This is a genomic window from Paenibacillus whitsoniae, from assembly GCF_003955665.1.
Lineage (GTDB): Bacteria > Bacillota > Bacilli > Paenibacillales > NBRC-103111 > Paenibacillus_E > Paenibacillus_E whitsoniae.
Map to the genome: position 1 here is coordinate 1 of NZ_RXHU01000061.1, position 25,683 is coordinate 25,683.

General features: G+C 55.7%; 20 protein-coding genes and 1 riboswitch. Of the genes, 2 read left to right on the forward strand and 18 right to left on the reverse strand.

From position 1 onward, the window contains the following. Positions 1 to 676 precede the first annotated feature (676 nt). From EJQ19_RS19645 to EJQ19_RS19710, 14 genes are all read right to left on the reverse strand, one after another. Complete coding sequence (locus EJQ19_RS19645) at positions 677 to 2,080, reverse strand: NCS2 family permease (RefSeq protein WP_126142940.1); 1,404 nt, start codon at positions 2,078 to 2,080, stop codon at positions 677 to 679. A gap of 134 nt (positions 2,081 to 2,214) precedes the next feature. Next, positions 2,215 to 2,315, reverse strand: a riboswitch (purine riboswitch). 96 nt (positions 2,316 to 2,411) lie between these two features. Continuing rightward, positions 2,412 to 3,950, reverse strand: a complete 1,539-nt coding sequence (guaA, locus tag EJQ19_RS19650) for a glutamine-hydrolyzing GMP synthase (protein ID WP_126142941.1) — start codon at positions 3,948 to 3,950, stop codon at positions 2,412 to 2,414. A 98-nt stretch (positions 3,951 to 4,048) separates the two neighbouring features. Then, positions 4,049 to 6,583, reverse strand: coding sequence for a transglutaminase TgpA family protein (locus EJQ19_RS19655; protein WP_126142942.1), 2,535 nt, complete (start codon positions 6,581 to 6,583; stop codon positions 4,049 to 4,051). Further along, positions 6,570 to 7,787 carry a DUF58 domain-containing protein gene (locus tag EJQ19_RS19660; protein WP_126142943.1) on the reverse strand — a complete coding sequence of 406 codons (1,218 nt, stop codon included), beginning with the start codon at positions 7,785 to 7,787 and terminating at the stop codon, positions 6,570 to 6,572. The genes EJQ19_RS19655 and EJQ19_RS19660 overlap by 14 nt, the downstream gene beginning before the upstream one ends. A gap of 12 nt (positions 7,788 to 7,799) precedes the next feature. After that, positions 7,800 to 8,777, reverse strand: coding sequence for an AAA family ATPase (locus EJQ19_RS19665; RefSeq protein WP_126142944.1), 978 nt, complete (start codon positions 8,775 to 8,777; stop codon positions 7,800 to 7,802). Between the two features lie 69 nt (positions 8,778 to 8,846). Next, complete coding sequence (locus EJQ19_RS19670; RefSeq protein ID WP_126142945.1) at positions 8,847 to 10,280, reverse strand: polysaccharide deacetylase family protein; 1,434 nt, start codon at positions 10,278 to 10,280, stop codon at positions 8,847 to 8,849. Between the two features lie 140 nt (positions 10,281 to 10,420). Then, complete coding sequence (gene bcp, locus EJQ19_RS19675) at positions 10,421 to 10,921, reverse strand: thioredoxin-dependent thiol peroxidase (RefSeq protein WP_126142946.1); 501 nt, start codon at positions 10,919 to 10,921, stop codon at positions 10,421 to 10,423. Between the two features lie 104 nt (positions 10,922 to 11,025). Beyond that, positions 11,026 to 11,976 (reverse strand): RNA polymerase sigma-70 factor, encoded by a 951-nt coding sequence (locus EJQ19_RS19680; RefSeq protein WP_277600969.1) that lies wholly within the window; start codon positions 11,974 to 11,976, stop codon positions 11,026 to 11,028. An 18-nt stretch (positions 11,977 to 11,994) separates the two neighbouring features. Next, the gene (locus tag EJQ19_RS19685; protein WP_126142948.1) at positions 11,995 to 13,299 is read right to left on the reverse strand and encodes a phytoene desaturase family protein; all 1,305 of its coding nucleotides are present in this window, start codon (positions 13,297 to 13,299) and stop codon (positions 11,995 to 11,997) included. Positions 13,300 to 13,547: 248 nt separating this feature from the next. After that, the gene (locus EJQ19_RS19690) at positions 13,548 to 14,000 is read right to left on the reverse strand and encodes a DUF3888 domain-containing protein (protein WP_241242994.1); all 453 of its coding nucleotides are present in this window, start codon (positions 13,998 to 14,000) and stop codon (positions 13,548 to 13,550) included. Positions 14,001 to 14,074: 74 nt separating this feature from the next. After that, the gene (locus EJQ19_RS19695; protein ID WP_164716637.1) at positions 14,075 to 15,076 is read right to left on the reverse strand and encodes a phosphotransferase enzyme family protein; all 1,002 of its coding nucleotides are present in this window, start codon (positions 15,074 to 15,076) and stop codon (positions 14,075 to 14,077) included. Positions 15,077 to 16,076: 1,000 nt separating this feature from the next. Continuing rightward, complete coding sequence (locus tag EJQ19_RS19700; protein WP_126142950.1) at positions 16,077 to 17,048, reverse strand: 2,3-diaminopropionate biosynthesis protein SbnB; 972 nt, start codon at positions 17,046 to 17,048, stop codon at positions 16,077 to 16,079. 131 nt (positions 17,049 to 17,179) lie between these two features. Continuing rightward, positions 17,180 to 18,133, reverse strand: a complete 954-nt coding sequence (sbnA, locus tag EJQ19_RS19705; protein WP_241242995.1) for a 2,3-diaminopropionate biosynthesis protein SbnA — start codon at positions 18,131 to 18,133, stop codon at positions 17,180 to 17,182. Between the two features lie 27 nt (positions 18,134 to 18,160). After that, a complete protein-coding gene (locus tag EJQ19_RS19710; protein ID WP_241242996.1) occupies positions 18,161 to 19,384 on the reverse strand; it encodes a phenylacetate--CoA ligase family protein in 1,224 nt (407 codons plus the stop codon). A 165-nt stretch (positions 19,385 to 19,549) separates the two neighbouring features. Here EJQ19_RS19710 and EJQ19_RS19715 point away from each other — a divergent pair, with 165 nt between their 5' ends. Then, positions 19,550 to 20,431, forward strand: coding sequence for a YheC/YheD family protein (locus tag EJQ19_RS19715; RefSeq protein ID WP_241242997.1), 882 nt, complete (start codon positions 19,550 to 19,552; stop codon positions 20,429 to 20,431). Between the two features lie 319 nt (positions 20,432 to 20,750). Here EJQ19_RS19715 and EJQ19_RS19720 read toward each other — a convergent pair whose 3' ends face one another. From EJQ19_RS19720 to EJQ19_RS19735, 4 genes are all read right to left on the reverse strand, one after another. Continuing rightward, positions 20,751 to 21,506: a MerR family transcriptional regulator gene (locus tag EJQ19_RS19720; RefSeq protein ID WP_126142952.1), complete on the reverse strand. Its 756-nt coding sequence runs from the start codon at positions 21,504 to 21,506 to the stop codon at positions 20,751 to 20,753. 146 nt (positions 21,507 to 21,652) lie between these two features. Then, the gene (locus EJQ19_RS19725; RefSeq protein ID WP_126142953.1) at positions 21,653 to 22,438 is read right to left on the reverse strand and encodes an ABC transporter permease; all 786 of its coding nucleotides are present in this window, start codon (positions 22,436 to 22,438) and stop codon (positions 21,653 to 21,655) included. A gap of 6 nt (positions 22,439 to 22,444) precedes the next feature. Beyond that, entirely contained in the window at positions 22,445 to 23,239 is a 795-nt protein-coding gene (locus EJQ19_RS19730; RefSeq protein WP_126142954.1) for an ABC transporter permease, read from the reverse strand. Then, a complete protein-coding gene (locus EJQ19_RS19735; RefSeq protein WP_126142955.1) occupies positions 23,232 to 24,299 on the reverse strand; it encodes an ABC transporter ATP-binding protein in 1,068 nt (355 codons plus the stop codon). The genes EJQ19_RS19730 and EJQ19_RS19735 overlap by 8 nt, the downstream gene beginning before the upstream one ends. Positions 24,300 to 24,494: 195 nt before the next feature. Between EJQ19_RS19735 and EJQ19_RS19740 the strand changes: the two genes are divergently transcribed. Next, entirely contained in the window at positions 24,495 to 25,541 is a 1,047-nt protein-coding gene (locus EJQ19_RS19740; protein WP_241242998.1) for an LCP family protein, read from the forward strand. Positions 25,542 to 25,683: the final 142 nt, after the last annotated feature.

Genomic DNA, 25,683 nt, shown 5'->3' on the forward strand with positions numbered 1-25,683 from the left:
CCATAAAAGTTGAACGATTACTCGCTCATTTTTTGAAAGCTGACTTGCTCAATTGACTTGCTAGCGAGATTGTTAATCTCATTATGGCTGATTGCTCAACCGATTTGCTTACTCACTCGTTGTTCAGTTTTCAAAGATCAATGTCTTTCATACACTGCCGCGTTTCCGAAGCAGCGAGTAATAATATATCATGTCGTTCGATCAAAGGCAAGTACTTTTTTCAAGTTTCGACTTCTTTCGACCGAGCCGCCGAAGCGACAAGGAGTAATATAACAAATCCAGAAACAGAATGCAACTTTTTATCCCTTGAAAAATATGGATGGTATCGAGTTATGAAGACTTCTTCCTAATATATTTAAATAGCCATTAATTCCATGGCCTAAATTGATCCAATCTTGCTCATCTTCTTAAATAAGCTATGTGACCACTGCCTAATTGAAGAAATCAGCTCGAAGACATCGTAATTTGGCAAAATAGCCAATGACTCCATTGCCTATCCAGGGTAAATCCGCCGAATGCCCAGAAATAGCCAATGCTTTCATTGCCTACTCCCTCGTCTCCCTCGTCTGCTGGCCTGGCCATCCCTATAGCAAATCGCTAAAAGCCGCGCGCCTGCCTGAAGACAGCGCAAATATATAAGCCCCAGCGCTGAACGCGCCGGGGCACCAACTTCTTTTTAACCTTGACTTCCAATAAAGACGTACCGTAGGACAATCAGAACCGCAAGCACCCACATTAACCAGTGAATGGAGTACTTTTTCTCCCTTTTGCCGCTCAGGTTCGCCGCTGCCGCTAAAATCACGTAAGTGAAAATACCGAAGGAGATACCGTTAGCAATGTTGTACGTAAACGGCATCAGGACGATCGTCAAGAACGCAGGAATCGCGTATACGAAATCGCTGAAGTCAATTTCACGGATGGATTGCACCATGAGCACGCCTACTACAATCAATGCCGCCGCAGTCGCGGAGCCTGGAATCAGCATCGCAATCGGAGCCAGGAACAGAGCCAACAAGAAGCACACGCCAGTTGTGACCGCTGTCAGACCTGTACGTCCGCCCTCGGCAACCCCCGCTGCACTCTCAACAAACGCAGTCACTGTGCTTGTCCCTACCAAAGCGCCGCCGCTTACGCCAACCGCATCTACGAACATCGCTTTACCAACGCGTTTGTTGCCCTCTTCTTTGTTTTTCATAATGCCGGCACGGCTCGCTGTACCAACCATTGTACCAAATGTATCGAAAAGCTCGACAAACGTAAACGTCGCGATCACGGAAATAATCCCTGTTGTCATGATGCCTGGGAAGTCAAAATCAGCAAAACGCAGCTTCGTCATATCCGGTACCCAGGTGGTTTTGTCACTTGTCAGCGTACCCAGATCAACCATCCCCATGAAGTAACCGACAATTGTTGTGAGCAAAATACCGAAAAGAATCGCGCCGCGCACGCGTAAAACCATGAGGATCGAGATCAGCAGAATGCCGACGATCGTCAGGATCACGCCTTTGTCTTCCAACGAGCCCATGTGGAAAACCGTTTCAAACGAAAGTACATCCGTGAACTGATGTGCTTTAATATCATTGCCAGCTTCGACCGCTACGGTCAGAATGCCGCTGTTTTTGAAGCCGATCATCGCGATAAATAAACCGATACCGACCGTAATCGCATGCTTCAACCCGTCAGGAACGGCAACGAGAAGCATCTGGCGGATTTTGGTCACCGTCAGAATGATGAAAATGATCCCCGAAATAAAGACGGCGGTTAATGCCATTGAAAATGTAAACTTGCCTTGTGAAGTCAAAATGATCGTTGCGAAGTAAGCGTTAAGCCCCATCCCCGGCGCAAGCGCCACTGGGAAATTCACGAACAGTCCCATTGCAATTGTCATGACGCCCGCTGCAATCGCAGTCGCCAAGAAAATCGCTGTCCAGTCACCGCCGGTTGCCCCCGATTTGAATGCGCTGAGTACGTCCGGATTGACAGCCAAAATGTAAGCCATCGTCATGAACGTGGTGATACCCGCCATAATTTCCGTTCTGACGGTCGTACCGTTTTGTTTCAGCTTAAAAAAACGATCCATTTTTCCTACTCCTCCTAATGGTATGTTGGGGAACAGCAAAAACCCGGAATCAAGGTGCTGATCCCGGGTACGAAAAAGGAGCTCCCGATGAGGAAGCTCCTTCCACTTGAAAAATGGACAAGCTCTCTCATTCGGATTCCGTTCCTTTTTTTCGTAGCCAGATCATTTGCGGTGATCTCGTAGAAACTCTCGGGCCAATTCCCAAGATTATACGAAAAACTGTTATCCAGTTTCATATTTTATGTCGAATTTCGACGCCTGTCAATAAAAAAGACGAACAATACAGGGGTAATTTCTCCCATATTGTTCGCCTTTATGCATGAATTTATGCCTATTCCCATTCAATGGTAGCCGGCGGCTTCGAAGTCACGTCGTACACGATCCGATTTACGTTCTCTACCTCGTTAACGATACGAACGGAGATCTTCTCAAGCACGTCCCAAGGGATGCGCGCCCAGTCCGCGGTCATGCCGTCGATGGAAGTAACCGCACGGATGCCGACGGTGTAGGAGTACGTGCGGGCATCGCCCATAACGCCTACACTCTTCATGCCCGGAAGCGCCGTAAAGTACTGCCAGATCTCGCGATCGAGGCCCGCTTTTGCGATTTCGTCGCGCAGGATAGCGTCGGATTCACGCACGATGTGCAGCTTCTCTTCCGTCACTTCGCCAAGCACGCGGATCGCCAGACCCGGACCTGGGAACGGTTGTCGCCAGACGATGGCTGCAGGCAGGCCGCACTCCTCGCCCACTTTGCGAACTTCGTCTTTGAACAGAGTTTTCAAAGGCTCAACGAGCTTGAATTTCATATCTTTCGGCAGGCCGCCTACGTTATGGTGCGATTTGATCGTATGCGCCGTCGCCGTGCCGCTTTCTACGATGTCCGTATACAGCGTGCCTTGCGCCAGGAACGTAAAGTCGTCGAACTTGCTGGACTCTTCCTCAAATACACGGATGAATTCCGTGCCGATGATTTTGCGTTTTTGCTCCGGATCGTCAACGCCGGCCAGTTTGCCGAGGAAGCGGTCTTTCGCATCGATTTTGACAACTTTCATATCGAATTTGCCGACAAAGGTTTCCATCACGCTTTCGCCTTCGCCTTTGCGCAGCAAACCGTGGTCGATGAACATGCACGTGAGCTGAGGACCGATCGCTTTATGCAGCAGGATCGCCACAACGGAGGAATCCACGCCGCCGCTCAGGGCGCACAGCACTTTTTTATCGCCGACTTCTTCACGCAGTTCTTTGATCTTCTCTTCCACAAAAGAGGACATCGTCCAGTCGCCGTGACAGCCGCACACTTCATAGATAAAGTTGGAAATCATTTCGTTCCCTTGCACGGAGTGACGAACTTCCGGGTGGAACTGTACGGCATGAATGTTGCGGTCGCGGTTGCTCATCGCCGCAATCGGCAAGGAATCGGTGCTTGCTTCCAGCACGAAGCCTTCAGGCAGTTCGGAGACATGGTCGCCATGGCTCATCCATACCGTTTGCTTCGTTTCCAGACCTTTCACCAGCGGGCTTCCGTTCGTAAACTCGAGATCTGCTTTCCCGTACTCGCGCGTGTGCGCACGTTCTACTTTGCCGTTCAATTGATGGGCGATGAGCTGCATGCCGTAGCAAATCCCCAGGATCGGCAGGCCCAGATCGTAAATGCGGGCATCGACCGAAGGCGCGCCTTCGCCATATACGCTGGCAGGACCACCGGAGAACACGATCCCTTTCGGGTTCAGTTCGCGAATTTTTTCCACAGTTGTATTGAAAGGCAGCAGTTCACTGTATACGCCCAAATCGCGGATACGTCTGGCGATCAACTGATTGTACTGGCCTCCAAAATCTAAAACGACGATCATTTCACTCGGTTTACTCATGTTCCGACCTCCTAGATTGATAGCGGTCATGCTCGGACAAGCACACCGCTATTTCTAGGTACTAATTTTAAACATTAGGCACCTAGGATGTAAAGGGGTTATTGTGTCTTTTGAATGGCGTTCCAGATGGCCGTAATGTCTCTTCGGGCATACGGGGTGGCGCAAGCCGGGTCGTAACGGACGCTTTCATAGATTTGAGCGAAGGTTAAAAGCGCCTGCTTCTGCCCCTGCTGTTTGAGCTCCAGACTCAGCACATATTCACGGACCGTTTGTCCCGCGGGCTTCGCGCCGTATTTGCGGAACAGCTGCCGCCACAAACGATCCATATAAGGGATGAGAGGATGCGGCGGTCCCTGAGGGAGAACAGCATCGGCGAAGACAGGAAGCTTATGGCCCATAGCCAGCAGATAGCCCCTGCGTTTTAACAGCGCTAACACGCTGAGAAGCACCAGAAGCAAGCCAAGAACAAGCATCAGCATACTTCTATAAGCCTTTGCAAAATCAACCAGATTATTCTTCACGGTATGAAACCAGTCGGAAGCTTGATCCAGATAGGGATGGCCAAGCGAGGCCCCCGTTAAGGACGCAGTCATGGACGCTGCTTTCATATCGGCGGTCGTCAGCGTTTCTCGAGGCTGATCCGGCGAAATGCCGGTGAAGCTCGGAGTTGGCTCGAACGGCACCCAGCCTATCGAAGGGAAGTACACCTCGACCCAGGCATGCGCATTCTGATTGCTGACGACAACTTCCTGCAGACCGTTCTCTCCAGTCGCTTGCACCGTCCCCGGCGCAAAGCCTTTGACCCAGCGGGTCGGCACGCCGACCGAGCGAAGCATGACAGCCATAGCCGTCGAGAACTGGTCGCAATAGCCCGCCTGATCGACGAACAGAAAATGGCTGACGAAATCTTCATTGCGGCTCGGGCGCGTCACATGATCCAGACTGTATGTGTACGTCTGGCGCAGGTACTGCTCGACCGCTATGGTTTTTGCGTACGGCGTCGCGCGCCCTGCCGTCACCTGCTCGGCCAGGCTGCGCACGGTGCGGGGCAATCCATCCGGCAGCTGCAAATACTGCTGCTTGATGGCTTCCGGGTAAGCGCCGGTGTCGCTGTTCAGCAGCGTCGGGTCCTCACGGACCGGCTGAACGGTGATTTTATAGTAGACCAGCGCATCGGAAATGTCTGGCAGCACGACTTTGCCGCTTTCTCTCGCGGTGAGCAGCAGATCGGCGGACATCGGCTTGCCTTCGCTGTTCAAGAGCATATCGACCCCCGCCAGCTTGCCGCCGCTAAACAACTGCTTGCTGGGCGCGTTCTTCTGAAACAGCACCTCCTGCGTGACAGTTGGTTGCGTGGCGGTTGGGCTAAATCCCGTAAACGGCTCAAGGATCGGGTTCGGCTGGGACCAGCCTTTGCCGTCGTAGACGCTTTTGGACTCGCCGCGCCAATAGGTGAGTTCGGTCGTCCGCGCCGTGAACACCGGCGTCGCATCGACTTGCAGCGGCCCGCCGAGCACGGCGTCGTTGTCGCTGTAACCGGTTTTGGCGGCTGATGCGACGCCGATGGCCGGATGGTCCTCGCCGCCGTAAAGTTCAAATAGGCGGTCGGATACACGGTCCCAGCTTACGGGCTTCATCAGCGGCTCGGCGCCCGCTCCCTTGACAGTGTACCAGCCGAGACCGGATACGAGGCAGACGACGATCAGGCTGACCAGCAGCCAGGCTCCGAAGCCGCCGCTGCGAACCGCAGACACGCGGTACTTCGTCTCAATGCGCGACAAGTTCAGCAGCGCGAGCAGAACCAGACCGCAGCCGAGTGTGCGCACGATACCCATAAGGGTATCCGCACCGACCAGCAGCTGAATGCCGATCAAATAGAACAGCGTGGCTCCTATGAACCAAATGCTGTGCTGCCTTTGCAGCATGAGTGCCTGGGAAACGGAGATGAGCAGCGTCCAGCCGATGAGAAACAGCAGCGTCCGCATTTCGCCGGAAATCTGCTCGAAGTGCGCTTGCGCCAAATCGACGATGTCTTGGGCGACGGTCTGAATGAGATCGCCGATCCACACCCCGGTGGCGAACGTTTCGCGGTGAAACATCCACCCGATAAATAACACGATCGTCAGCCCTTTGATCGCCCAGCCCCAGCTGTAAGAGATCCGGAAGCAGTCGATGAGCAGGCAGATGCCGAACACGGCCAGAATCGGGCCGACTTGAAACGAATCGTCGGCTAGCCAGGCGAGCGGCCGGAGCCACTCGGCCAGCAAAAGAAAGAGCAGCAGCGACACGAGACCGTCGCGCAGCAAGGAGCCTGGCGCTGCTGCGCCCGCGCCGCCGTCGCCGGCGCGGAAGATGAGGCCGGACGGCTGCTGCGCGTCGGCCGTTTGGCCCCGCGCCGGGAGCCCCGGCGGCGCGTCGGTGCGAGAGCGAGCCGTGCGCGGCGGCTCGGGTGCGGTGCCGGCTGCGCGGCCCGGCACCATTTGCCCGCCGGCGGCCTGCGGCTCGCCGGCTTGCACAGCGGCGGACTGCGCCTGCGGCGGCAGTCCCGCGTTCACGGCGCGGCGCTTCGCTGCGCCGCTAGAGATGGCCGGCCAGCCCCGAGGCTGGCTGCGGCGGGGTTCAAGCGGTGGCATCCGCGACACCCCCTTGTACAGGCCACTCCCTCGGCGGATGCGGCACCTCGGTAAAGCTGCTGCCCGCGGCCTGCAGCGCGGCCGCCACCTCTCGCTCTGCGACCGAGAGGGAGGGCCTGGCGTGCACGTAGATCACGTGCACGTCCCGGCGCCGGGTGCGCGCTTCGCGGATCGCGCGCACCAGCGCCACATCGAGCGTCGATGTGATGCACAGCATCGACGTGTCCGGCGGCAAGGCCGCCGCCTCTTTCCTGACCAGGTCAGGAAAGGGCAGGGCGGGCTTGCCGCCCACGCTCGCGAGTACGTCGTACGCGAGCGTCAGGTCCGGGCGAATCGTCGGTGCGATTCGCCTCGCATCCGAGGAGCTGCAGGCGAAGCCGCAGCTCCCGCCCGCGCCCGCCGCAGCTTCGAAGAAGCCTGCCGCGAGGGCGATGCCCTTCTCCAGCAGCGGCTGTGCCGCCCCGGCTGGAGCTGCCGCAGGCGCGGTGTCGAGCAGCAGCATCCGTTTCACGGAGGCGGCCTGCTCGGGATCTTTCGTCATCAGCCGGCCGAGCCGGGCTGTGGATTTCCAGTGAATGCGGTGATAGGGGTCACCGCTCACATAATCCCGAACGCCAGTGATGCTCGGCGTGTCGCGGCGCACCCGCTTCGCCGAGCGGGCGCCGGCGTCGTCCGCTTGCAGGCTCATCGCCGTCATCCCGACCTCCAGCGGCTTCGGATACACGATCAGCCGGTGCAGATCGTCACGCGTCACCCTGCGAACGGCAAAGCCGAACAAATCGCCGGCCGCCGCTTCGAAATGCGAAAAACGGTACGCGCCGCGCATCAATCCCGTTATTTTATAAGGCAAACACAAGTTCGTCTTCCACCATGGAAACAGCAGCTTGCTGTAAATCAATGGAGTCCCGCTGCCTTCATGGATCCAGGTCTCCCTCACCAGCAGCCACGGCATCGGAACCGGCGTATGATGACGAATGTCCAGCTGCGCCGTCACCGTATCCCCGGCAAGGAAGACGTCGCCGGACAGCCTCCGCTGCACACGAAGCCCGCGCAGCGCAAACACATAAAACAATCCCGCCTGCACCCAGATCAATGCAAAGCATACACTCAAATACCAGGCGTCGGCTCCGCCTTGCATGTAAGCTAAAACCGCCATGCCGACACATGCAGCAAAGAGCAGCAGCGCTTTTCCCCAACTCTTCATACCGATCCCCTCCTACTTCGCCGAAACATAACGGAGATCTGGCGTCTGGACTGTCGATAAAAGAGTGAAAAGCACTTGTTCCGTCGTTTTACCGGTCATCAGCGCCTCCGATGTGAGCATCAGGCGATGCGACCACACCGGGACGATCAAATCCTGAATATCGTCGGGTACGACGAACGTTCTGCCCTTCACGTAGGCTGACGTCTGTGCAGCGCGCATCAGCGCGTAGGAAGCCCGCGGGCTCGCGCCCACCACGACATCCGCATGATCCCGCGTCGCCAGCGCCAAGCGGACAATATAATCCTTGAGCGTGTTGTCCACATGGATCATCGACGCTTCTTTTTGCAATTGCACCAGCTCATCCTGCACAATCACAGGCTTTAGCTGCTCGACCGGATGACGGTCCTGCAGCCGATCCAGCATCAGCACTTCCTGATCCGGGGTCGGGTAGCCGAGCGAGAGCTTCATCATAAAACGATCCATCTGCGCCTCCGGCAAAGCGTACGTGCCTTCGAACTCCATCGGATTTTGCGTGGCGATCACCATGAACGGCTTCGGCAGCTCATAGCTGATGCCATCCACCGTCATCCGTTTCTCTTCCATCGCTTCCAAAAAGGCCGACTGCGTCTTCGGCGATGTCCGATTGCACTCGTCCGCGAGAACGATCGACGTCATGAGCGGTCCCGGGCGAAACTCAAATTCATTCGTTTTGACATTCCAGACCGAAACCCCCGTCACATCCGACGGCAATAAATCCGGCGTACATTGAATCCGTTTAAACTCGCAGCCGATCGTTCGGGCCAGGGCGCGCACCAGCATCGTTTTGCCGACACCCGGCACATCCTCCAGCAGTAAATGACCGCCGCTCAACAGCGCAATAAAAGCTTTCTCAATCGTATCCCGCTTGCCCACCATCACCTTCTCGACGTTCATGATCATCCGTTCCACGAGAGGCTGGGGCTGATCGAAGATCCGCGTTTTCGACGACATAGACTAGAAGCCTCCTCTTAAATAAAGGGTATGCCTCTAGTTTCTCCAGCTTTCTATTCTTTTAGACGTTTAGTTTACTAGAGCAAATAGAGAGTTTTGAAGAATGGAATCCGCCGGCTCATTGTAAAAATAGTACGGGCGCAGCGACAGCGCCACCTCGCGCCTATCGCTCTCGATCCGGGCCGACATGATGCGGCCGCCGAGACTGTCGATCGTTTTGCGCAGCGGCACAATGATCTGATTGTTCCGCATATCCATATCCGCCATTGCGTATGTCGCCAGAGGCTGACCTAACTTGAACAACTCCATGCTGCGCGTCTGCAAATGATACGCAATGTCGTAGATGCCATAGTGCGCTGTCGCCGTCTTCGTATCGGGCTGCCAGGCAACTTGGCCCCCGATCTTCTCGACCAGCGTTCGCAGCGGCAGCTCAATCCGATTCGCGTGCATGCGATAGAGAGTCGGATCGAAAGCAAAGCCCTCTTGGCCTGGCAGCTGAATGTTCAGCGGAACCGTCGATTCTTCCTCCGACTGCATCGCAATGACTTTAATCGGTTCTTCTTTCGGCGGCGCAGGGGTTTCTTCCACGAGCCCGGGCTGGCTATGCTCCGCTGCGTACGCCTTCGTCTCCCCATACAGCTTCGTAAAATGCGTCAAGCTCATGCCCCGGTTCCATTTGATTTTGCTTAGCCCGAACTGCTTGGGCTTCACCTTGGTCGTTAACGTTGCAAACGAATAACCGAGATTTCGATAATAATCAATGACCTGCGGCAGCACCTTCACCGTATTGTCGTGCCCCGTGCCGTCGTGGAACAAAATATTAATCTCATGCGAGAGCGGAGACGCTTTCACCGTTTGCCAGATTTCACTCGCCGGTACGCCCGCCCGTTTGGAGTCGCCGCTATCCACGTTCCAATCCTCCATCATGTAGCCCGCTTGGTCCATCAAGTAATAATAGTACGCATCAAAATTCGTCGCTGTCCCGCCCGGCGCCCTCACCAGCTGCGGCCGGACGCCGACAAGCTCGTCGAATATATTTTCCGTCTTCTGCACCTGATCCCAGAACGTCTGAAAATCGCTGTACAGCTCGTTATAAACATGATTATAGGTATGATTGCCTAAGGCATGGCCGCTATCCACGATTCGTTTGAGTTGCTTCGGGTATTCCTTCGCCTGCACGCCAATGGCAAAGAAGGTTGCCTTCACGCCCTTCTCATCTAAAATATCCAGCACCTGGTCCGTCAGCTTGCTGGGACCATCATCAAAGGTCAAATACACGGTCGGCTGCTCCGGCGTCTCGTAGCTTCGCTCTTCACCTGCGATCCGTTTCCCCGTTTGAAGCTGGAGGAAAGCCTCCTTGCTTTGCTCTGCAAGCGCCGCCTCATCGTCCCCTGCCGCATACGCCGGCACCGATCCTAGTAAAAGTGAAACTACAAAAAGCAAGGCCATGCTAAGAGAAGCGAGGTAGAGTCTGTTTTTTGCCGTTTGTACGTGCTGGCGCATCCGGTGATCCCTCCGAATATTCTATCAATTTGGCTATCTGGTAGAGTATATGGGAGAGCGGGCGGGAGTATGCCTGCCCCTCATTTTCCGGCAAAAAAAAATCCCGCCCAGTTGCCGTCGACCGAGGGGATTTCTGACTGTTATGGTGTTAACTCTTCAATCGCGTCCAGCACGGACTGCACATGGTTCTTAATCCGCACCTTCGTCCATTCTTTCACGATAAACCCTTTTTCATCAATCACAAAGGTCGAGCGGACGATGCCCATATATTCGCGGCCGTACAGCTTTTTGAGCGCCCAAACACCGTAGTCTTCCGCGACTTTGTGATTCGTGTCGGACAGCAGCAGAAACGGCAGCTCATACTTCTCGATGAATTTGTCGTGCGCTTTGAGTTCATCCGGGCTAATGCCGATCACCGCAACATCCAGCTTCGCGAACTTGCCGTTATAGTCCCGAAAATCGCACGCCTGCTGCGTACACGTCGGGGTATTATCCTGCGGGTAGAAGTAGATAACAAGCTTCTTGCCCCGATAATCCTTCAAGGAAACTTGCGTACCGTCCGACGCCGGCAAAGTAAAATCAGGCGCTTTTCGCTTCGCTGCAGGCTCCCCCTTGGTCGATTTTGCAGTCTTCCCTGCCATGCTCAATCCCTCCATCTATCATCCGCACCTATCAAGGCCCCCATTGTACATGAAAAAGAGGACGCTGTCACGTCCTCCCCGCCATCCGGCTGAGCGCCACCGTTCTATGTCTGCCCGCGGCCTGCAAGATGCCGCAGCTTATTGGGATTGGCCACCAGATAGACCGCCTCAATCTGCTCCCCTTTCAAATGAAACGTGGTGACATGGTAAGGCTCCTCATGAATATAGCCCGTAATGCCAAGCTGCCCGTTCACCATCTCCAGCGAGAACCGATAGCCCTCCGGCACCTTCGCAAGTACGCCTGTGATAAAAGCAATAATGCGCTCCGCCCCCAGAATCGGCCGAACCGCCGCCTGAACCTTGCCCCCGCCGTCCGAGTAGAGCACAGCATCCTGCTTCATCATGCTGAGCAGCCGCTGTACGTTGCCGGAGACAAGCGCCTGCACAAATTGTTCCACGACCTGGGCGGTCGTCGAGGAAGGCGGGGAAGCTTGCCGCCCCGTCCCCTCACCGGCTTCCCCACCTGCGTCCTGGCCGCTGATCGCCTTCTTCGCCCGGTGAAAAATTTGCCGGGTGTTCGCCGGGCTTTTGCCCACGATGTCGGCGATCTCGTCGTACTCGTACTGCAGCACTTCCCGGAGGACAAAAACCGCCCGTTCCACCCAGGAAAGCTGCTGCAAAAGCAAAAGATAAGCGGTGCCGAGCGACTCCTTGTGACTGAGCGCCCCGTCAGGCGTCGACGCTTCCGTCAGGAGCGGTTCCGGCAGCCAAGGGCCGACGTACGTCTCCCGCTTGGCGCTGGACGCGCGCAGCTTGTCGATGCATTTGTTCGTCGCGATTTTGCACAGGTACGCCTTGGGAGTGCGAATGTCCGTCCCGGCCTGCAGCTGCTGATTGATGTACAAAAAAGTCTCCTGCACGACATCCTCCGCATCCATCACACTCCCCAGCATCCGGTATGCTAAGGAAAATACAAGCGGCTTGTATGCGTCATACAGCTCTTGCAGCGCCCCTGCCGCGCCTGACTGCGCCAATCCTTCCTCGTTCGGTGCCACCTTCATCTCTCCCTTTCGTTAGGATACGTGCACGACGCGCGGCCGCTGTGAAACTCCTGCTTGTAGTATAGCATCCACAGCGCGCACTGCGCTCGCTGCAGAAGCATCTGCTAGCATTTCGCCATGCGTAACCCAGTCCCCAGCCACGTAAAGGCCGCGAATTTCCGGGACGCCCGGTCCGGTCTGCAGCTCGAAGCGTCCGGTATGCAGCGTATCGTGCACAACTGTGATGCGAGGCAAATACTGCTTCGCAATGACTTCCTTCTCCCAGCCCGGCTGGAGGATGGACATTACTTGAGCAAGGGAGCTTTCCCCGATGCCTTGAGCCCGCTCCGATTCACCCAGGTACCTCACCAGATGCACCAGATAAGTACCGTCATCCGTCAGCTTGGCATTCAGCGTATGGTGCGAAAAAAAGTACGGCTGATCGATTCCCATCACGACATTCGTTCCCGGCGCAGGCAATTTGCGCAGGTTCAGATCAAGGCAGGAGGCGATAGATGGTCGAGCCTCTTCGTTCCATCTATGCAGCGCGGTATGCTCCGCCCCCTGCACCAGCTTAACTAGCTCGGACGGTGGCGCCGTGCTGACTACGTGGGAGACGACGATTTCCGATCCGTCGGCCAAAAGCAGCTTCTGCACCGCGCCTTCGTGGTGCAAAACGGCTTTAACATCGATGCCGCAGCGGATTACCGCCCCTGCGGCGCGGGCTTGCTGCTCAAGCTGGTCGATGATCGTCTGCCAGCCGCCGTGCAGGTAGCGCACCCCTTTGATGGCGCGCTTCAGCTGCTTTAGAACCGGCCCCGCCAGCTGCCGGTCCGGGTCGTGCGCATAGGTGGCTGTGCGGCTCAAGGCGTACAGCGCGTGGCGCACCATCGGGTCTTCGACCTCGGCTTCCGCCCATGCGCGCAGCGACATACGATCGAGCGCATCCGAATTCACGCTGTTCAGCTTGGCGAATAAGCGGACGAATCCGATTTTGCCTGACCACGAAAGCAGCTTCGTCATCATCATCGCGACCGGCGTTGTTGGCATAAGCTCCAATTCGCCGTTCCATAGGGCGTGCACCTTGGCCGACGGGGCCGCGCCTTCCAGCGCAATCCCCATCTGCTGAAGGACCGTGTAGGCCTCTCCGGCTAAATAGAGGGCATGACCGCCCAAGTTAAAAAAAGCGCCATTCTTTTTATTCGTCATCGCCCGGCCGCCTAATCGTCCGGCTTTTTCCAGCAGTACGACTTTTTGCCCCGCCTGCGCAAGCTTTGTGGCTGCAATGAGCCCTGCCAAACCGCCGCCGATCACAGCTGTATCGAAATGATTGTTCATAGCTATCATCCTCCCTTTGATCTTTCATTTCATAAGGCGGGGCGGGGGATGTTTTTGTGACATGGAATTTAAAATTTGTAAAAGAAATTTGAATCCACACTGTGGATAAAACACATCTGTGGATATGTTAGTAAATAATGTTTAGTTATACACATCAAGGGTTTCAGGGCTGTGGGAATTGTGGGTAAGTTTGTGGATAGTGTGGGAAACCAAGGGGAATAGGTCGCCTTTACGACGATGCCTCCCCCCTATTTAAGCAGATTGAGATAATTGGGCGGGAATGCTTGGGGATCAGGGCTTTTCAGATGTTGATAATTTACAAGCTTGATGCTGGGGCCTGGGGAGATCTTGTAGGTAAATCGATCCTTGCCGACCGAAATATGCGGGCCAACCGTCGGTATTACGTCCAAGGTTATAAGGAACTCAAAGCTGCGAAACCCGTTGGGGCGTTGAATATCCGTCACTTGAACGAAATAGGGGAAAATGTCTGGCGTTGCTTTCAGGTACCGGGCGTATACCTGGCTTAGTTTCTCCCGCATAGCAGGCAGCAGGAATAATACCAACATATCCTGCAGTTGAAGCGCTCTGGCGTCTTCGTGCGGATTGTCAAATGGGGCTGCCGATGAGACGAAAGGCGCGTTCGCGTTTGCTCCAGTGAACAGCAGCATGCTGCACATCGCGGTTAGGATCGATTTTTTCATGTGCATAACAGCTCCCTTTGGAATCATGATTGACTCTACTTTCTCCCAAAGGGACACTGTTTATCAAAGGTTATTCACAATTCGCGCAATTGTTCAGGCAGCCTGTCCCAGTTATCCCCAATCCAGTTCATCTCCTCGATAAATCGGGTGAGCAGTCCGCGCAGCTCGCTTTGTTTACGAATTTCCGTACGCTGCCACCAGATCGATTCGATCAAAAAGAGCATGCTAAACGCGCGCAGCAGCATATTGTCTGTCACGGTGTTATATTCTCTGTAACCGTCCATGAAGGATCGTACTTTCGCTGTGTCCAACTCCCCGTTGCGAAGAGCTCCCGAAAGCAGTGCACGCGCAACATCAATGTCCTGATACGCCATCGTCATGCGGTCAAAATCCACAATCGCCGACACATCCCGTCCGTGCACCAGAATGTTATCCACCCACAAATCCCAGTGCAGCCAGCCCGGCACAGCTCCCTCGAAAATACCAAAATCCATCGACTCGACCACCCGCTGCGACTTGCTCTGCCATCCCAACACAACCGTGTCGTTCGCTTCCTTCGCCTTCTCCCGGTTCAGCTCCCATGCGGTGAAATAAGCCGCTCGGTCCGGCTGCCACGCCGGCTTGGCCAGCGGCGGCACCTGACGCAGCCACGCATGCATCCGTCCGGTAGCTGCACCCAGACTATGCATCTGCGCCTCGCTGAAATGCCCGGCGGGTACATTGTCCCCTTCCGACCAGTCAAGGACAGCATAATGGAGGCCGGACGGGAGTTGATGCAGATAACCGACTTGGCCAGCGTATACGGCTGGGCACGGAACACCTGCAGTCTGCAGACCGTGCTGCAGACGAAGCGTCTGCTCCATAGCTGTCAGACGGTCGGCATGAAGATGCAGCTTGTACCGGTCAGGATGGTACAGCTTGACGAAAAGCGGCCCTTCCTGCGTCTCCATCTTCCACTTGGCGTTCAGCCAGCCTTTGTCGATCGGAACCATATCGTCTATCTTTCGTCCCAACTGCTTGCTGGCTTGTGCCGCAATCTGTTCGGCCCACCCGGTTTGGGCTGCGGTGTCGCTCAAAGTAAGCTCCCCTTTCAAATGTCCCCTGCGCATCTCGCATATGCTTCGCTGCCCAGTGAACCATCTCCTGCCGGGGGCAAGGAGTAGAACTGGTCCAGTGCTTTACTTGCTAACCTCGCTTCAGCCACTATCCCCTCCGGTCAGGGGGGGTTGGGGAATCACTTCTCCTTACACTTGCTTCGCTTCGATCGCTATCCCCTTCGGTCAGGGGGTTGGGGATCGCCTCTCCTTCCACTTGCTTCGCTTCGATCGCTATCCCCTTCGGTCAGGGGGTTGGGGATCGCCTCTCCTTCCACTTGCTTCGCTTCGATCGCTATCCCCTCCGGTCAGGGGGGTTGAGTCTGCGTTTTTGCCTCGCACACCATTCAACTGGAATTTCTCCATCTCATTTCACCCAAAACGGGCATTTCCCCCAACTGAACTGGAAAACCTCCTGCTCATTTCGATCAATCCGATAAATTTGAAGTCGCATGGCATGGTTATACTGGAGAAATTCCAGTTGAGCCCTCTCATTTCGATAAAAACCTCTAATCGAACTGGAAGAATTCCAGTTCAACTTCGCAGGCGGTCCTAGCCGACGTCCGCCAAGGGAAACAGCATTGCAACGTTGTCATATTAAATCCACTGGCACTCAGATGGTACGGTAGACAAATAAGATAACGAAGATATCTTATTTTTGAAGCTTAAACCGATTGATAAAGCGATAAGTTAGGTGAGCGAACTTATTGGCTGCAAGTATCTCTAAAACACGAAGAAAACCAGTAAATAAGACAAGCGCGTTATCTTATTATGGGAAATAGAGAGCAATCCACCGAAATAAGTTATTGGAAGAAGCTTATTTTTAGGTGCCGCCTGCTTCCATGATGCAGAAACAAGACATCTGCGCATAGCTTGCCACCTGACCAGATAGCATTGGAAGCGCGTGTCTCATTACGCTGCCAGTTCCCCAGCGCAGCGCAATAAGACCGCCGGAATCCCTCCCGGCGGCCCAACACCCACGCTACCGCTCGCTGCGCGGTAGCGGTATCCCCACCTTCAGGCGCTCCGCCTCCCTGAAGTAGAACCCCGCGATGGCGATGTCGAAGACACCCAGCCCCATCGGGTTGAAAAACACCGGGCCGGCCAGCTCCCGCAACCGGCCCCGCAAAGCCACGTCCGCGAGCGTGGACACGTCCTGCTCCTGCAGCCCGCTTTCGCGGTGCAGGAGCTCGATGTCCGTGTTCTCGCGGCACACCTCCCGCCAGTCGTCGACGACGACGGCGGTCACACCAGCGACGCTGGCGGGCAAATAGTCCCGCAGCGACACGTTCAAGAGCAGCGCGCCTTCGGCCGGCGGCTCATTAATATACCGCTCCGGCGACACGGTGCACGTGGCGACCACGTTCGCGCTGCGGTACGCGAAGCGCCAGTCGGCGGCGATGTCCGTGATGCCCCGCACCTCGGCGGGAATCGTCGCCGGGTCGACACCGCGCACGTCGTAGAGGCAGACGCGTTCGAGCCGCTCGCCGAGCAGCGCGATGCACATCGCGAGGTGCAGCTGGGCGATCGGCCCCCAGCCAATCAACCCCAATCGGACCGTCTCCAGCTCACGTACGTTCATGTACTCGGCCAGCATAACGCCGCTGACCGCCGCCGTGCGTAGCCCGTTCAACAGGCCGCTGTGGATAAAGGCGAGCGGCTCGCCGCTCCCCGGATCATTTAAAATGATCGTATTGTTCGCTCTCGGCAGCCCTCGCTCGGGGTTCGCCGGGAAGCTTGCAATCCATTTGATGCCGGCCATCTCAACATTCCCGCCCACATACGCCGGCATGGCGATGATGCGGTTGCGCAAGTCGCAAAACCGCAAATACGGCTTAAGCGGATGCACACAATCCCCTTGATCTTTTATCGCCAACACGTCCCGTACAATGCTGCACAGCCTCGCCCAGTCGATACCGATTTGCCGAATATGGTCATCGTGCAAATACCTCATGCTGCCAGTCTCCCATACGATGTTCTTGTCTTCTCGTCTTTTACTCCGCTGCCAGTCTCCCATGCCATGTTCTTATCCTCTGCTCCGCTGCCAATCTTCCATGCCAATTTCTTGCTGACCTCAGCTTGCCGCTAGATCCCGATTTCCTTCTTGACCCACGCGTCGTTATAGACAGTGGTCAAATACCGCTCGCCCCGATCCGGCAAAATCGCTGCACACACAGACCCCGCCGGAATCTCGCCGCTCATCCGCCGGATGGCCGAGATAACGCCGCCGGAAGAAGCCCCGGCGAGAATCCCCTCGCGCTTCACCAACGCCCGGCAGCCCTCCACGCAATCCGCGTCAGAGACGTACAGGACGAGATCGGCCACATCGTGCCGATACAGGCCCGGCGTAATCCCCGCGCCGAGGCCGGGGAATTTGCGCGAACCTTTTTGCCCGCCGAAAATAACGCTTCCTTCCGCATCCACCGCCACAATGGTCGTTGACCAGCCTTGACTGCGGATGTAGTCCGCACAGCCTCGGATCGTGCCGCACGAGCTCACCCCGCAGAACAAATAATCGACCCGGCCCAAGGCCTCACCGATCTCCCGCATCGTCGTCGCTTGGTGAGCCAGCGCGTTGTCCGGACTTCCGTACTGATTCGTCCAATACGCATGCGGAATCTGCCGCACCAGCTCGCCAACCCGGCGGATACGCGCAGGCAGGAACTCGCCTGTCTCGGCGTCCGGCTCCGTCACCAGATCAATCTCGCCTTGAAAGCTGCGGATAATGGCTTTATGCTGCTCGGTCGTCCGGGGATCGACCACACAAATGAAGCGAAGTCCCAGATAACAGCACAGCTGGGCCAGGCTAATCGCCAAATTGCCCGAGCTCGACTCGACGATGACGCTGTCCTTGGTCACGTCCCCCCGCAGAATCGCCTCACGCAGCATGTAAAGCGCAGGCCGATCCTTGCTGCTCCCCCCTGGATTCATCCACTCCAGCTTCCCATGCACGGAAAAAGGGAGTCCTTCAAACAACCGGTCCAAACGAATGAGTGGGGTTTTTCCGATCGCATCCACGATGCCGCCGCCAAGCTCCATCTGGGATCCCTCCATTTAGGTGTTGAATTAGGTGTAGAAGATTTTTTTGTTTTTGACGGAAGCGCGGGTTTGCGCATCGTCCAGCGTACCTCCGCGCACTTCGATACCGTCCAAAATGCGAGAGCGAATCATCAGGCCGATGGCCGGAATGTGATTCTCGATGTCATGGCGGATCGCACCCAACACGTCCGGCGTCGCCAGCGGGCTATAGACGTGGACCTTCAACCCATTTCCGGCGACCTGTACGCGAACGCTAGCATCGCCGAGGTGACGGCAGACGACGTCCTCGATGTCGTAGATGCTGATTTTTTCCCCATGCTTGAGGTCCGGACCAATGCGTTTGACGATGCCGGCAAAGCTTTGTCGGCGCACGCCGTCCACCTCAATCGGCCGGAGATCGCGCACCACATCGTAGGTCACATACCGCAGAGCCGGAAAAGCCTCCCGCACCGTCGAGGTCAACACCAGCACCTGCTCGCCATCCGGCAGCGTTTCCAAATCCCCCTCCAGCTCCTCGGCGGGAATTCCTTCTGCCACAATGCCATCGGCAAACAGATAACGCGTATGCTCATGCGAAAAATAAGCAATCGTCCCGATCTCAATGGACCCGTACGTATCCGTTATCTCCCGCTCGCTCAGGCCGAGCCGCTCAGCTGTTCGCTGCCGCCAGCCCCGGGAGGCGATCTCGCCGACGAGCAGCACGTGCCGGATGCCAAACGCTTTGGGATCGTCCGCTGCCGCCAGAATGCGGTCCAAAATCGACGGCATCGTGTACAACACCTCCGGCTTCATGCTGGAGAGCCGCTCCAGATGAGCTTCAATCGGCAGCTGAAAAGATACCGATTCCACATCCATCCCCAGCTCGCGGAACACCTCCACCGCTGTCGCCTCCGCATGGCCGGTCCCCATATCTGCCAGCGCCGTGCGATAGTTGCCTGGGCCCAGCACTCTTTGAAAAACATCCAACTTAATGCGCAAATACGCCTCTTCATCCGCCTGCGAGTACAAAATCGTCTTCCGCCGATTCGAGCTCGTGCCCGACGTGCGGTAGCGATTCAGATCGGTTCGCGCCAGGAGAGGATTGGCATCCGTGTAATAATGATTCTCCAATAGCTTGGCGGACATCAACGGAAGATGCGTCAGCCCGCTCCCCTCCATTTGCAAAAGCGCCTCCATCTCCGACGCATCCAGCGGATACCATGGGAAATGCTTTTTGATGCTTCGAACCGTATCCATCCAGGATGACGGCATGCCCTCTCCCCGCTTTCAACAGCATGACTTGGTACAAATTTCCATACCTGCCGACTCCCTATTGTATGCACGGCATTCGCCTATTGTTCGTCCTCCTTATCGAAAAGACGCCTCTGGCCTGTCCCTATTTCCGCCCGGACACCGACGAATCACCCGCCGCCTGGATTGCTCATACGCTGTATCAAACCGACAATCGCTGAGAGAGGAGGCCATCCTTTGAAAAATAAAGTCAAGGCCGTTTCCAGCAAGTTGATTAAAACGAGAGTCACCCTGCAGGAGCGCAAGCTGCTCCTCCATGTCCCCGCGACGCACCCTTTCAGCCGTACGCGGCTGTCCGCGATGCTGACGAAATACGGCATGGTGTATGTGAAACCGGATACGGGGTCGCTCGGCATCGGCGTCATGCGGGTCGAGCGGATTGACGGCGGCTATCGCTATCAGGCAGGTATGAAAAAACATACGTTTCCGACGTTCGATCGGATGTACGAAGCGCTGCGGAAGAGCTGCGGCGGCCGCCGCCACCTCATCCAAAAAGGCATCCACGTGCTGCGCCATGAGGGGCGGCCGTTTGATTTTCGGGTGATGATGCAAAAGCGCCCGTCCGGCAGGTGGGTGTGCTCCGGCATCGCCGCGCGAGTGGCGCACCCGCAGAAAGCGGTGACCAACGGCTCGCAGGGCGGCACGATTTACGCGCCTGAGGATCTGATCGCGCCGAGATTCGGCCCGAAGGCCGCAGAGGCGCTGCTCGCAAGCATGGCGCGCATCGGGCGGCTGACAGCAGCGCAATTCGGCCGCAGCTACCCGGCGATGAACGAGCTCGGCCTGGACCTCGCCGTCGACCGCCGGCTGAAGCCGTGGATCCTCGAGGTCAACACGCGGCCGGACCCGTGCCCGTTCACCAAGCTCGCCGATCCGACGAGCATCCGCAACATCGTCGCGTACGCCAAGGACTACGGGCGCAAGTACGATTTGACGTGCGCGAAGGCGCGGCGGGCGCCGCGAGCGGGGCAGCAGGCAGCCAGCACACCATCTGCCATTGAAAGTTAGCTAGTCTAAACCATCGGGTGTGCTACTAAGGGGGTCGAATCGAGAATTTGGGTGCTGCAGAAGGGAGTTAGGCTCGTTCGAACAAGTGTTAAGAGGAGCTGCCCCCTCTTAACTCAGCTAAATCGCGCTTTTTTGCGCAATTAACTAGGGCTAGACCCTTCTAATTCCTGGCGAGGGGGGCTTTTGCGCGAAATTCAAGCCTGCTAAGCAGGGCTAGGCCCCCTTAGTTGCCCTATTCTCGGCAATTTTAGCCCCCTTAACTAGGGCTAGACCCTTCTAGCTCTCCGTGCGGGAGTCTTTGGAGTGCGAGCCAAGCCCGTTAATTAGAACCGCTCCCTGCCGCATAAGCCTCCGCCGCGAGGCATAGATAATACGCCAGCCCAACCTGCTGCGCCTCCAGCATGGAGCGGTGAAAATCGTCGCCGAGGAAGAAGCGCGACTGCGCGGCGTAATCGTCCGGCTGGATCGCGTGCCCGTGCGCCTGAAGGAACGCGAGGTGCTCCGCGATGAGCTGCGCCACTTCCGGCCCATCGTGCCGGCGTCCTTCCCGCAAGCAGGCCGCCGCCCCCTTCATGAACCGCACCGCTTCCGCGGCCTGCTCGTTCATTTTCGGGACGTCGATCGGCTGTTCCGCCAAGTCGTAGCCGTAGTTCTCTTTTAAATGCTGATTCTGCGCCTCCAGCGCCTCTCTCCACTCCGCTTCGCTGCCAAATCCTTTGAACATGTCCGCCTGATTCATGGTTCCTCCATTCTTCGCTGCTGCCAGCGACGCTTCCAGTGTAATGATTAACTGTGTTAATCGTTTCTGCCGACTTTGCATCAGACGATGCTGCTCCGCCAAAATCGCGGTGCGATCCACATTTTCCGCCAACAGCTCTCCGATCTGTTCCAGAGAGAAGTCCAGCTCTTTGTAAAATAAAATCTCCTGCAGGCGCTCCAGCTCCCACTGCCCATACATCCGATACCCGGCCTCGCTCACCTCGCGGGGAAGCAGCAGTCCGATTTTGTGGTAGTGATGCAGCGTTTTGATGGTGACATGCGCCAGTTCCGACACTTCTTTCACGGTATAAAGCACCTTGCTCCTCCTTTCTGATCCCAGTGTAAAGCCTCCCCTAAGAGGAGGGTCAAGAAGAAAAAAAGACCGCCTCAGAAGCCATTTTCATAACTTCCAAGACGGCCTGCGGTTGCGGCGGGTGAGATGCCGGGCGTTCCTTGGCCTCCCTACGATCCCGCGCCGCGGTACCGCTTCACCCCGGTATTCCAAATGGTAATACCGATAATGCTGAACAGCACGCCCATCGCCGGGGTGAGCAGCGCGAACGTTTTCCAATTGTCCGGATCGATAAAATACGCCGCCGGATAAAAGCCGACGAAGGCAAAAGGCAGGATCCACGTCAGCACGCTTTTGAGCAGCTTGTTGTAGATCGTCGCCGGGTAGCGGCCATAGTTCTGAATGTTCCAGATTAGCGGCAGAATGCCGGTCGGCGCATCCGAGAAGAACGACAGCGCGGTCAGGGACACGTACACGCCTGCATAGATCAGGATGGAGCCTACAACCATCAGCAGGAAGATAAACGGGTCTGACCAATGGAACGGCAGGTCGAGCTGCACCCACGAATAGATCATGACGACGAGTCCGGCCAGAGCACTGAACAGCGAAGCCGGATCAAGATTTTCGAGCATCAGCTGCCACAGGTTGTAAGCCGGCCGGGTGAGGATGCGGTCCATCTCGCCTTTGATAATGTAGCGTTCGCTAAAGTTCCACAGATTAAAAAATGAGATAAATATCCCATACGGAATCATAAAATAACCGTAGATGAACAAAATTTGTTCCTGATTCCAGCCGCCCATCGATTGCGTTTGCAAAAAGACGACGAGAATAAAGAACAGATTCAGCCCGTTGAACAGGAGATCGGAGAGAACCTCAATCCAGAAATCGGATCGGTAGGTGAGCCGGGTTTTCATGTAATTTTTAAAATAGTCATAAATGAGGGTGATATAGAACACGTGCGTTTACCCTCCTTGTACGAAAAGACGCGTTTTGGATTTTACCCAGAGGGCGTAAATCGGAATGATCAGCAGCACGAACCACAGCAGCTGTACGCCGAAGCTTTGGATAATCGCAGACCCTGTCACTTTGCCCGTGAATACGGCGCTTGGCAAGTACGTAATGGCCTGAAACGGCAGCCACTCCAGCACGGATTTCGACCAACCCGGAAAGAACGAGATCGGGATGATCAGCCCGGAGAACAGGTCGACGGCGACGCGCTTCATGCGCATAAGGCCTTCGTTATTTTCCAGGAAAAAGGCGAAAAGGCCCGTAATGATGTTAAGCTGGGTATTAATTAGAAAGCTGAAGAACAGCATGATAAAATAACATACCCACAGCCCCGGATCGGTCGGCAGCTTGATCGGCAGCAAAAGCCAGATGAACACCATACCCGGCGTTGTAAATAGCAGCAAGCGGAAGACGCCTTCGCCGAGACCTTGCATCATTTTAACAAAAACATAGTTGTACGGACGAATGAACTGGATCGCCACCGAGCCATCGCGGATCTCGTTCGCAATCTCCCGATCCAGGTTGTTGAAGTAAAAGGCGCGGCCCATCCAGGAGACGGCCACGTAGGTGGTCATTTGACCGAGGGTAAGCCCTCCGATCATCGCGGTGTCGCCGTAAATCGCTTTATAGACAAAATAATAAGAGCCGATATTGAGCGCATAGATCAGGATGCCGCTGTAATAGTTGACGCGGTACGCCAGCATCATGAGGAAGCGCATGCGGATGACCTCAAGATAAGCGCTAAGCATGCGTGGTGACTCCCTCCGCCTTGTCGGCTGCTGCCGCAGCGGCTTGAGGTCTTTTTACATCCGATGATCCGGCTTTATAAATTTCACGGACGATGTCGTCGGTGTTCGTTTCGTTGATTTTGATGTCCTGGATTTGCAGGACGCCGACCACGCGGCCGAGCACTTCGGAAACGTTGGCGCGTTCATACGGAATGAACACTTTGCCCATGAGCTCGTTTTCCAGCTCCCAGGCGACGTCCAGACCCGCTGTGAGCTCTTGCAGGCGCGCCAAGGTCACCGGCTGTTCGAATTGAAGCACGACTTCTTTGCCTTTGCCCCACTTTGCTTTCAGCTCTTCAAGACCACCGTCATAAATAATTCGGCCGTCATCCAGCATAATAACACGAGAGCACAGCGCTTCGATGTCCTGCAAATCGTGCGTCGTCAGCAGGATCGTCGTTTCGTAGCGTTGATTGAGCGACTTCAAGAACTCGCGGATTTCGGTTTTGACGACAATGTCGAGCCCGATCGTCGGCTCATCGAGGAATAGAATTGAAGGATTGTGGATCAGCGAAGCCGCAAGCTCGCAGCGCATCCGCTGCCCCAAGCTCAGCTTCCGGACAGGCCGCGAGAGCAGATCCGATAGTTGGAGCCGATCGACGAGCTCGTCGAGCCTTTGCTTGTAGTCGGCGTCGGAGACACGATACACCTTTTTCAATAATTGGAACGACTCGACAACGCCGATGTCCCACCACAATTGGCTGCGCTGACCGAATACGACGCCGATGCCGGCTACGAATTTTTCGCGCTCCTTAAAAGGAATATAGCCGTTTACCCGAATGTCCCCCGAGGTCGGGACGAGGATGCCGGTGAGCATTTTGATGGTGGTAGACTTGCCGGCGCCGTTTTCGCCGATGTACCCACAGATCTCACCTTTCGGAATTTGAAAAGAAATATCCTTTACCGCCGTGACCTGCTTGTATTCCCGCTTGAACAAATCCTGGACCGCGCCCTTGAGCCCGCCCCGGCTTTGCTGCACCTGGAATTCTTTGCGAAGCATGTTGACATCTATCGCTAACATGAGTTCCCCCTAAATTCGAAGTTTGCTTACAATTTGCCACAAGATTCGCCATAACTTGCTATCGAAGTTTCACAGCATCTATAATATGGTTCAGAACGACGAATCCTACAACGCCTTATCTCACTCATGATACTCTACTTCTGTACAAAAAAAAAGTACAGATCACGCAAACACCCTGGAAAGGAGCGTTATCACGTGAAAATCATCAAACGGACCTTGCTCCTGATCGGTCTGCTTCTCTTTGTTGTTGCAGGATATTATACGTATTCCTTCTATAGCTTTGCGAAAAACATTTCAGATAAACAAGACAGCGTAGAAGGTACAACCACCGGCAGCGCCGGCATGATTCCAAGCTCGGTCAAGCAAAATGGCGACAAGTACCAACCACCTAAATGGGAAGGCAAACAGCGAGTGAACATCTTGCTGCTCGGCGGCGACTCTCGCGGCATTGCCAAAAATGAGCTGCCCCGCTCTGACAGCATTATGCTCGCCTCCATCGATCCCACGACGAAGAAGGCGTACCTGTTCTCCATCCTCCGCGATACGTACGTCAAAATTCCAGGCGAAGGCGAGGACCGCATCAACACGGCCATTACAGCCGGCGGCCCGAATCTTGCAATGAAGACGGTGAGCGATTACCTCGGCATTCCGGTACAGTATTATTTGTACACCGATTTCAAGGGCTTTATCGCGTTGGTCGACGCTATTGGCGGCATCGACATCGATGTCGAGAAGGATATGAAATATTCCGACGCGGAAGACGATCATCTCTACGACATTAATTTGAAAAAAGGCATGCAGCATCTCGACGGCAAAACTGCTCTGCAATATGTGCGGTTCCGTCACGATGCGCTTTCCGATTTCACGCGTACCGAACGGCAGCGCAAGTTCCTGACGGCGGTCGCTCATAAAATGCAGTCGACGATGTCGCTGATCAAGCTCCCTCGCATTCTGAGCTCAATCGATCCTTATATTGAAACAAATCTCAGCGTTACCGATATGCTGAAGTTGGGCAGTCTCGCGTATGATGCAAAAGCGGACGGCATCATCACATCGCAGCTCCCGCCGTCGGATCTTCTTGTCGAGAAGAACATTCACGGGGCATCTGTCATCACCGCGGACAAAACGCAGATGCAGAAGTATGTGAGGGACCTGTTCGCCGGCACCGCCGAGGCGGATACGGGGCCGACGAAGCCTTCGCCATCGCCGACACCGAAGACGTCGGTGAAGACGGCGAAGTAGGGTACGGGAAGCTCGGGTTGAACCGCCACTTTCCCCGTCGCACCGCGGCAATTAAACCTCAGCAATAAGAGTGGGCAACCACTCTTATTTTCATGGGAAGCGTCCGGTGCAGGTAGAGAGCCTAAGGAGGCACCCCGGAAGG

What these genes read in the sequence shown, in the direction of transcription:
- EJQ19_RS19645 (WP_126142940.1), bottom strand. Translation starts at nt 2,080, where the DNA reads ATGGATCGTTTTTTTAAGCTGAAACAAAACGGTACGACCGTCAGAACG.
- guaA (WP_126142941.1), bottom strand. Translation starts at nt 3,950, where the DNA reads ATGAGTAAACCGAGTGAAATGATCGTCGTTTTAGATTTTGGAGGCCAG.
- EJQ19_RS19655 (WP_126142942.1), bottom strand. Translation starts at nt 6,583, where the DNA reads ATGCCACCGCTTGAACCCCGCCGCAGCCAGCCTCGGGGCTGGCCGGCC.
- EJQ19_RS19660 (WP_126142943.1), bottom strand. Translation starts at nt 7,787, where the DNA reads ATGAAGAGTTGGGGAAAAGCGCTGCTGCTCTTTGCTGCATGTGTCGGC.
- EJQ19_RS19665 (WP_126142944.1), bottom strand. Translation starts at nt 8,777, where the DNA reads ATGTCGTCGAAAACGCGGATCTTCGATCAGCCCCAGCCTCTCGTGGAA.
- EJQ19_RS19670 (WP_126142945.1), bottom strand. Translation starts at nt 10,280, where the DNA reads ATGCGCCAGCACGTACAAACGGCAAAAAACAGACTCTACCTCGCTTCT.
- bcp (WP_126142946.1), bottom strand. Translation starts at nt 10,921, where the DNA reads ATGGCAGGGAAGACTGCAAAATCGACCAAGGGGGAGCCTGCAGCGAAG.
- EJQ19_RS19685 (WP_126142948.1), bottom strand. Translation starts at nt 13,299, where the DNA reads ATGAACAATCATTTCGATACAGCTGTGATCGGCGGCGGTTTGGCAGGG.
- EJQ19_RS19690 (WP_241242994.1), bottom strand. Translation starts at nt 14,000, where the DNA reads ATGAAAAAATCGATCCTAACCGCGATGTGCAGCATGCTGCTGTTCACT.
- EJQ19_RS19700 (WP_126142950.1), bottom strand. Translation starts at nt 17,048, where the DNA reads ATGAGGTATTTGCACGATGACCATATTCGGCAAATCGGTATCGACTGG.
- sbnA (WP_241242995.1), bottom strand. Translation starts at nt 18,133, where the DNA reads ATGGAGCTTGGCGGCGGCATCGTGGATGCGATCGGAAAAACCCCACTC.
- EJQ19_RS19710 (WP_241242996.1), bottom strand. Translation starts at nt 19,384, where the DNA reads ATGCCGTCATCCTGGATGGATACGGTTCGAAGCATCAAAAAGCATTTC.
- EJQ19_RS19730 (WP_126142954.1), bottom strand. Translation starts at nt 23,239, where the DNA reads ATGCTTAGCGCTTATCTTGAGGTCATCCGCATGCGCTTCCTCATGATG.
- EJQ19_RS19735 (WP_126142955.1), bottom strand. Translation starts at nt 24,299, where the DNA reads ATGTTAGCGATAGATGTCAACATGCTTCGCAAAGAATTCCAGGTGCAG.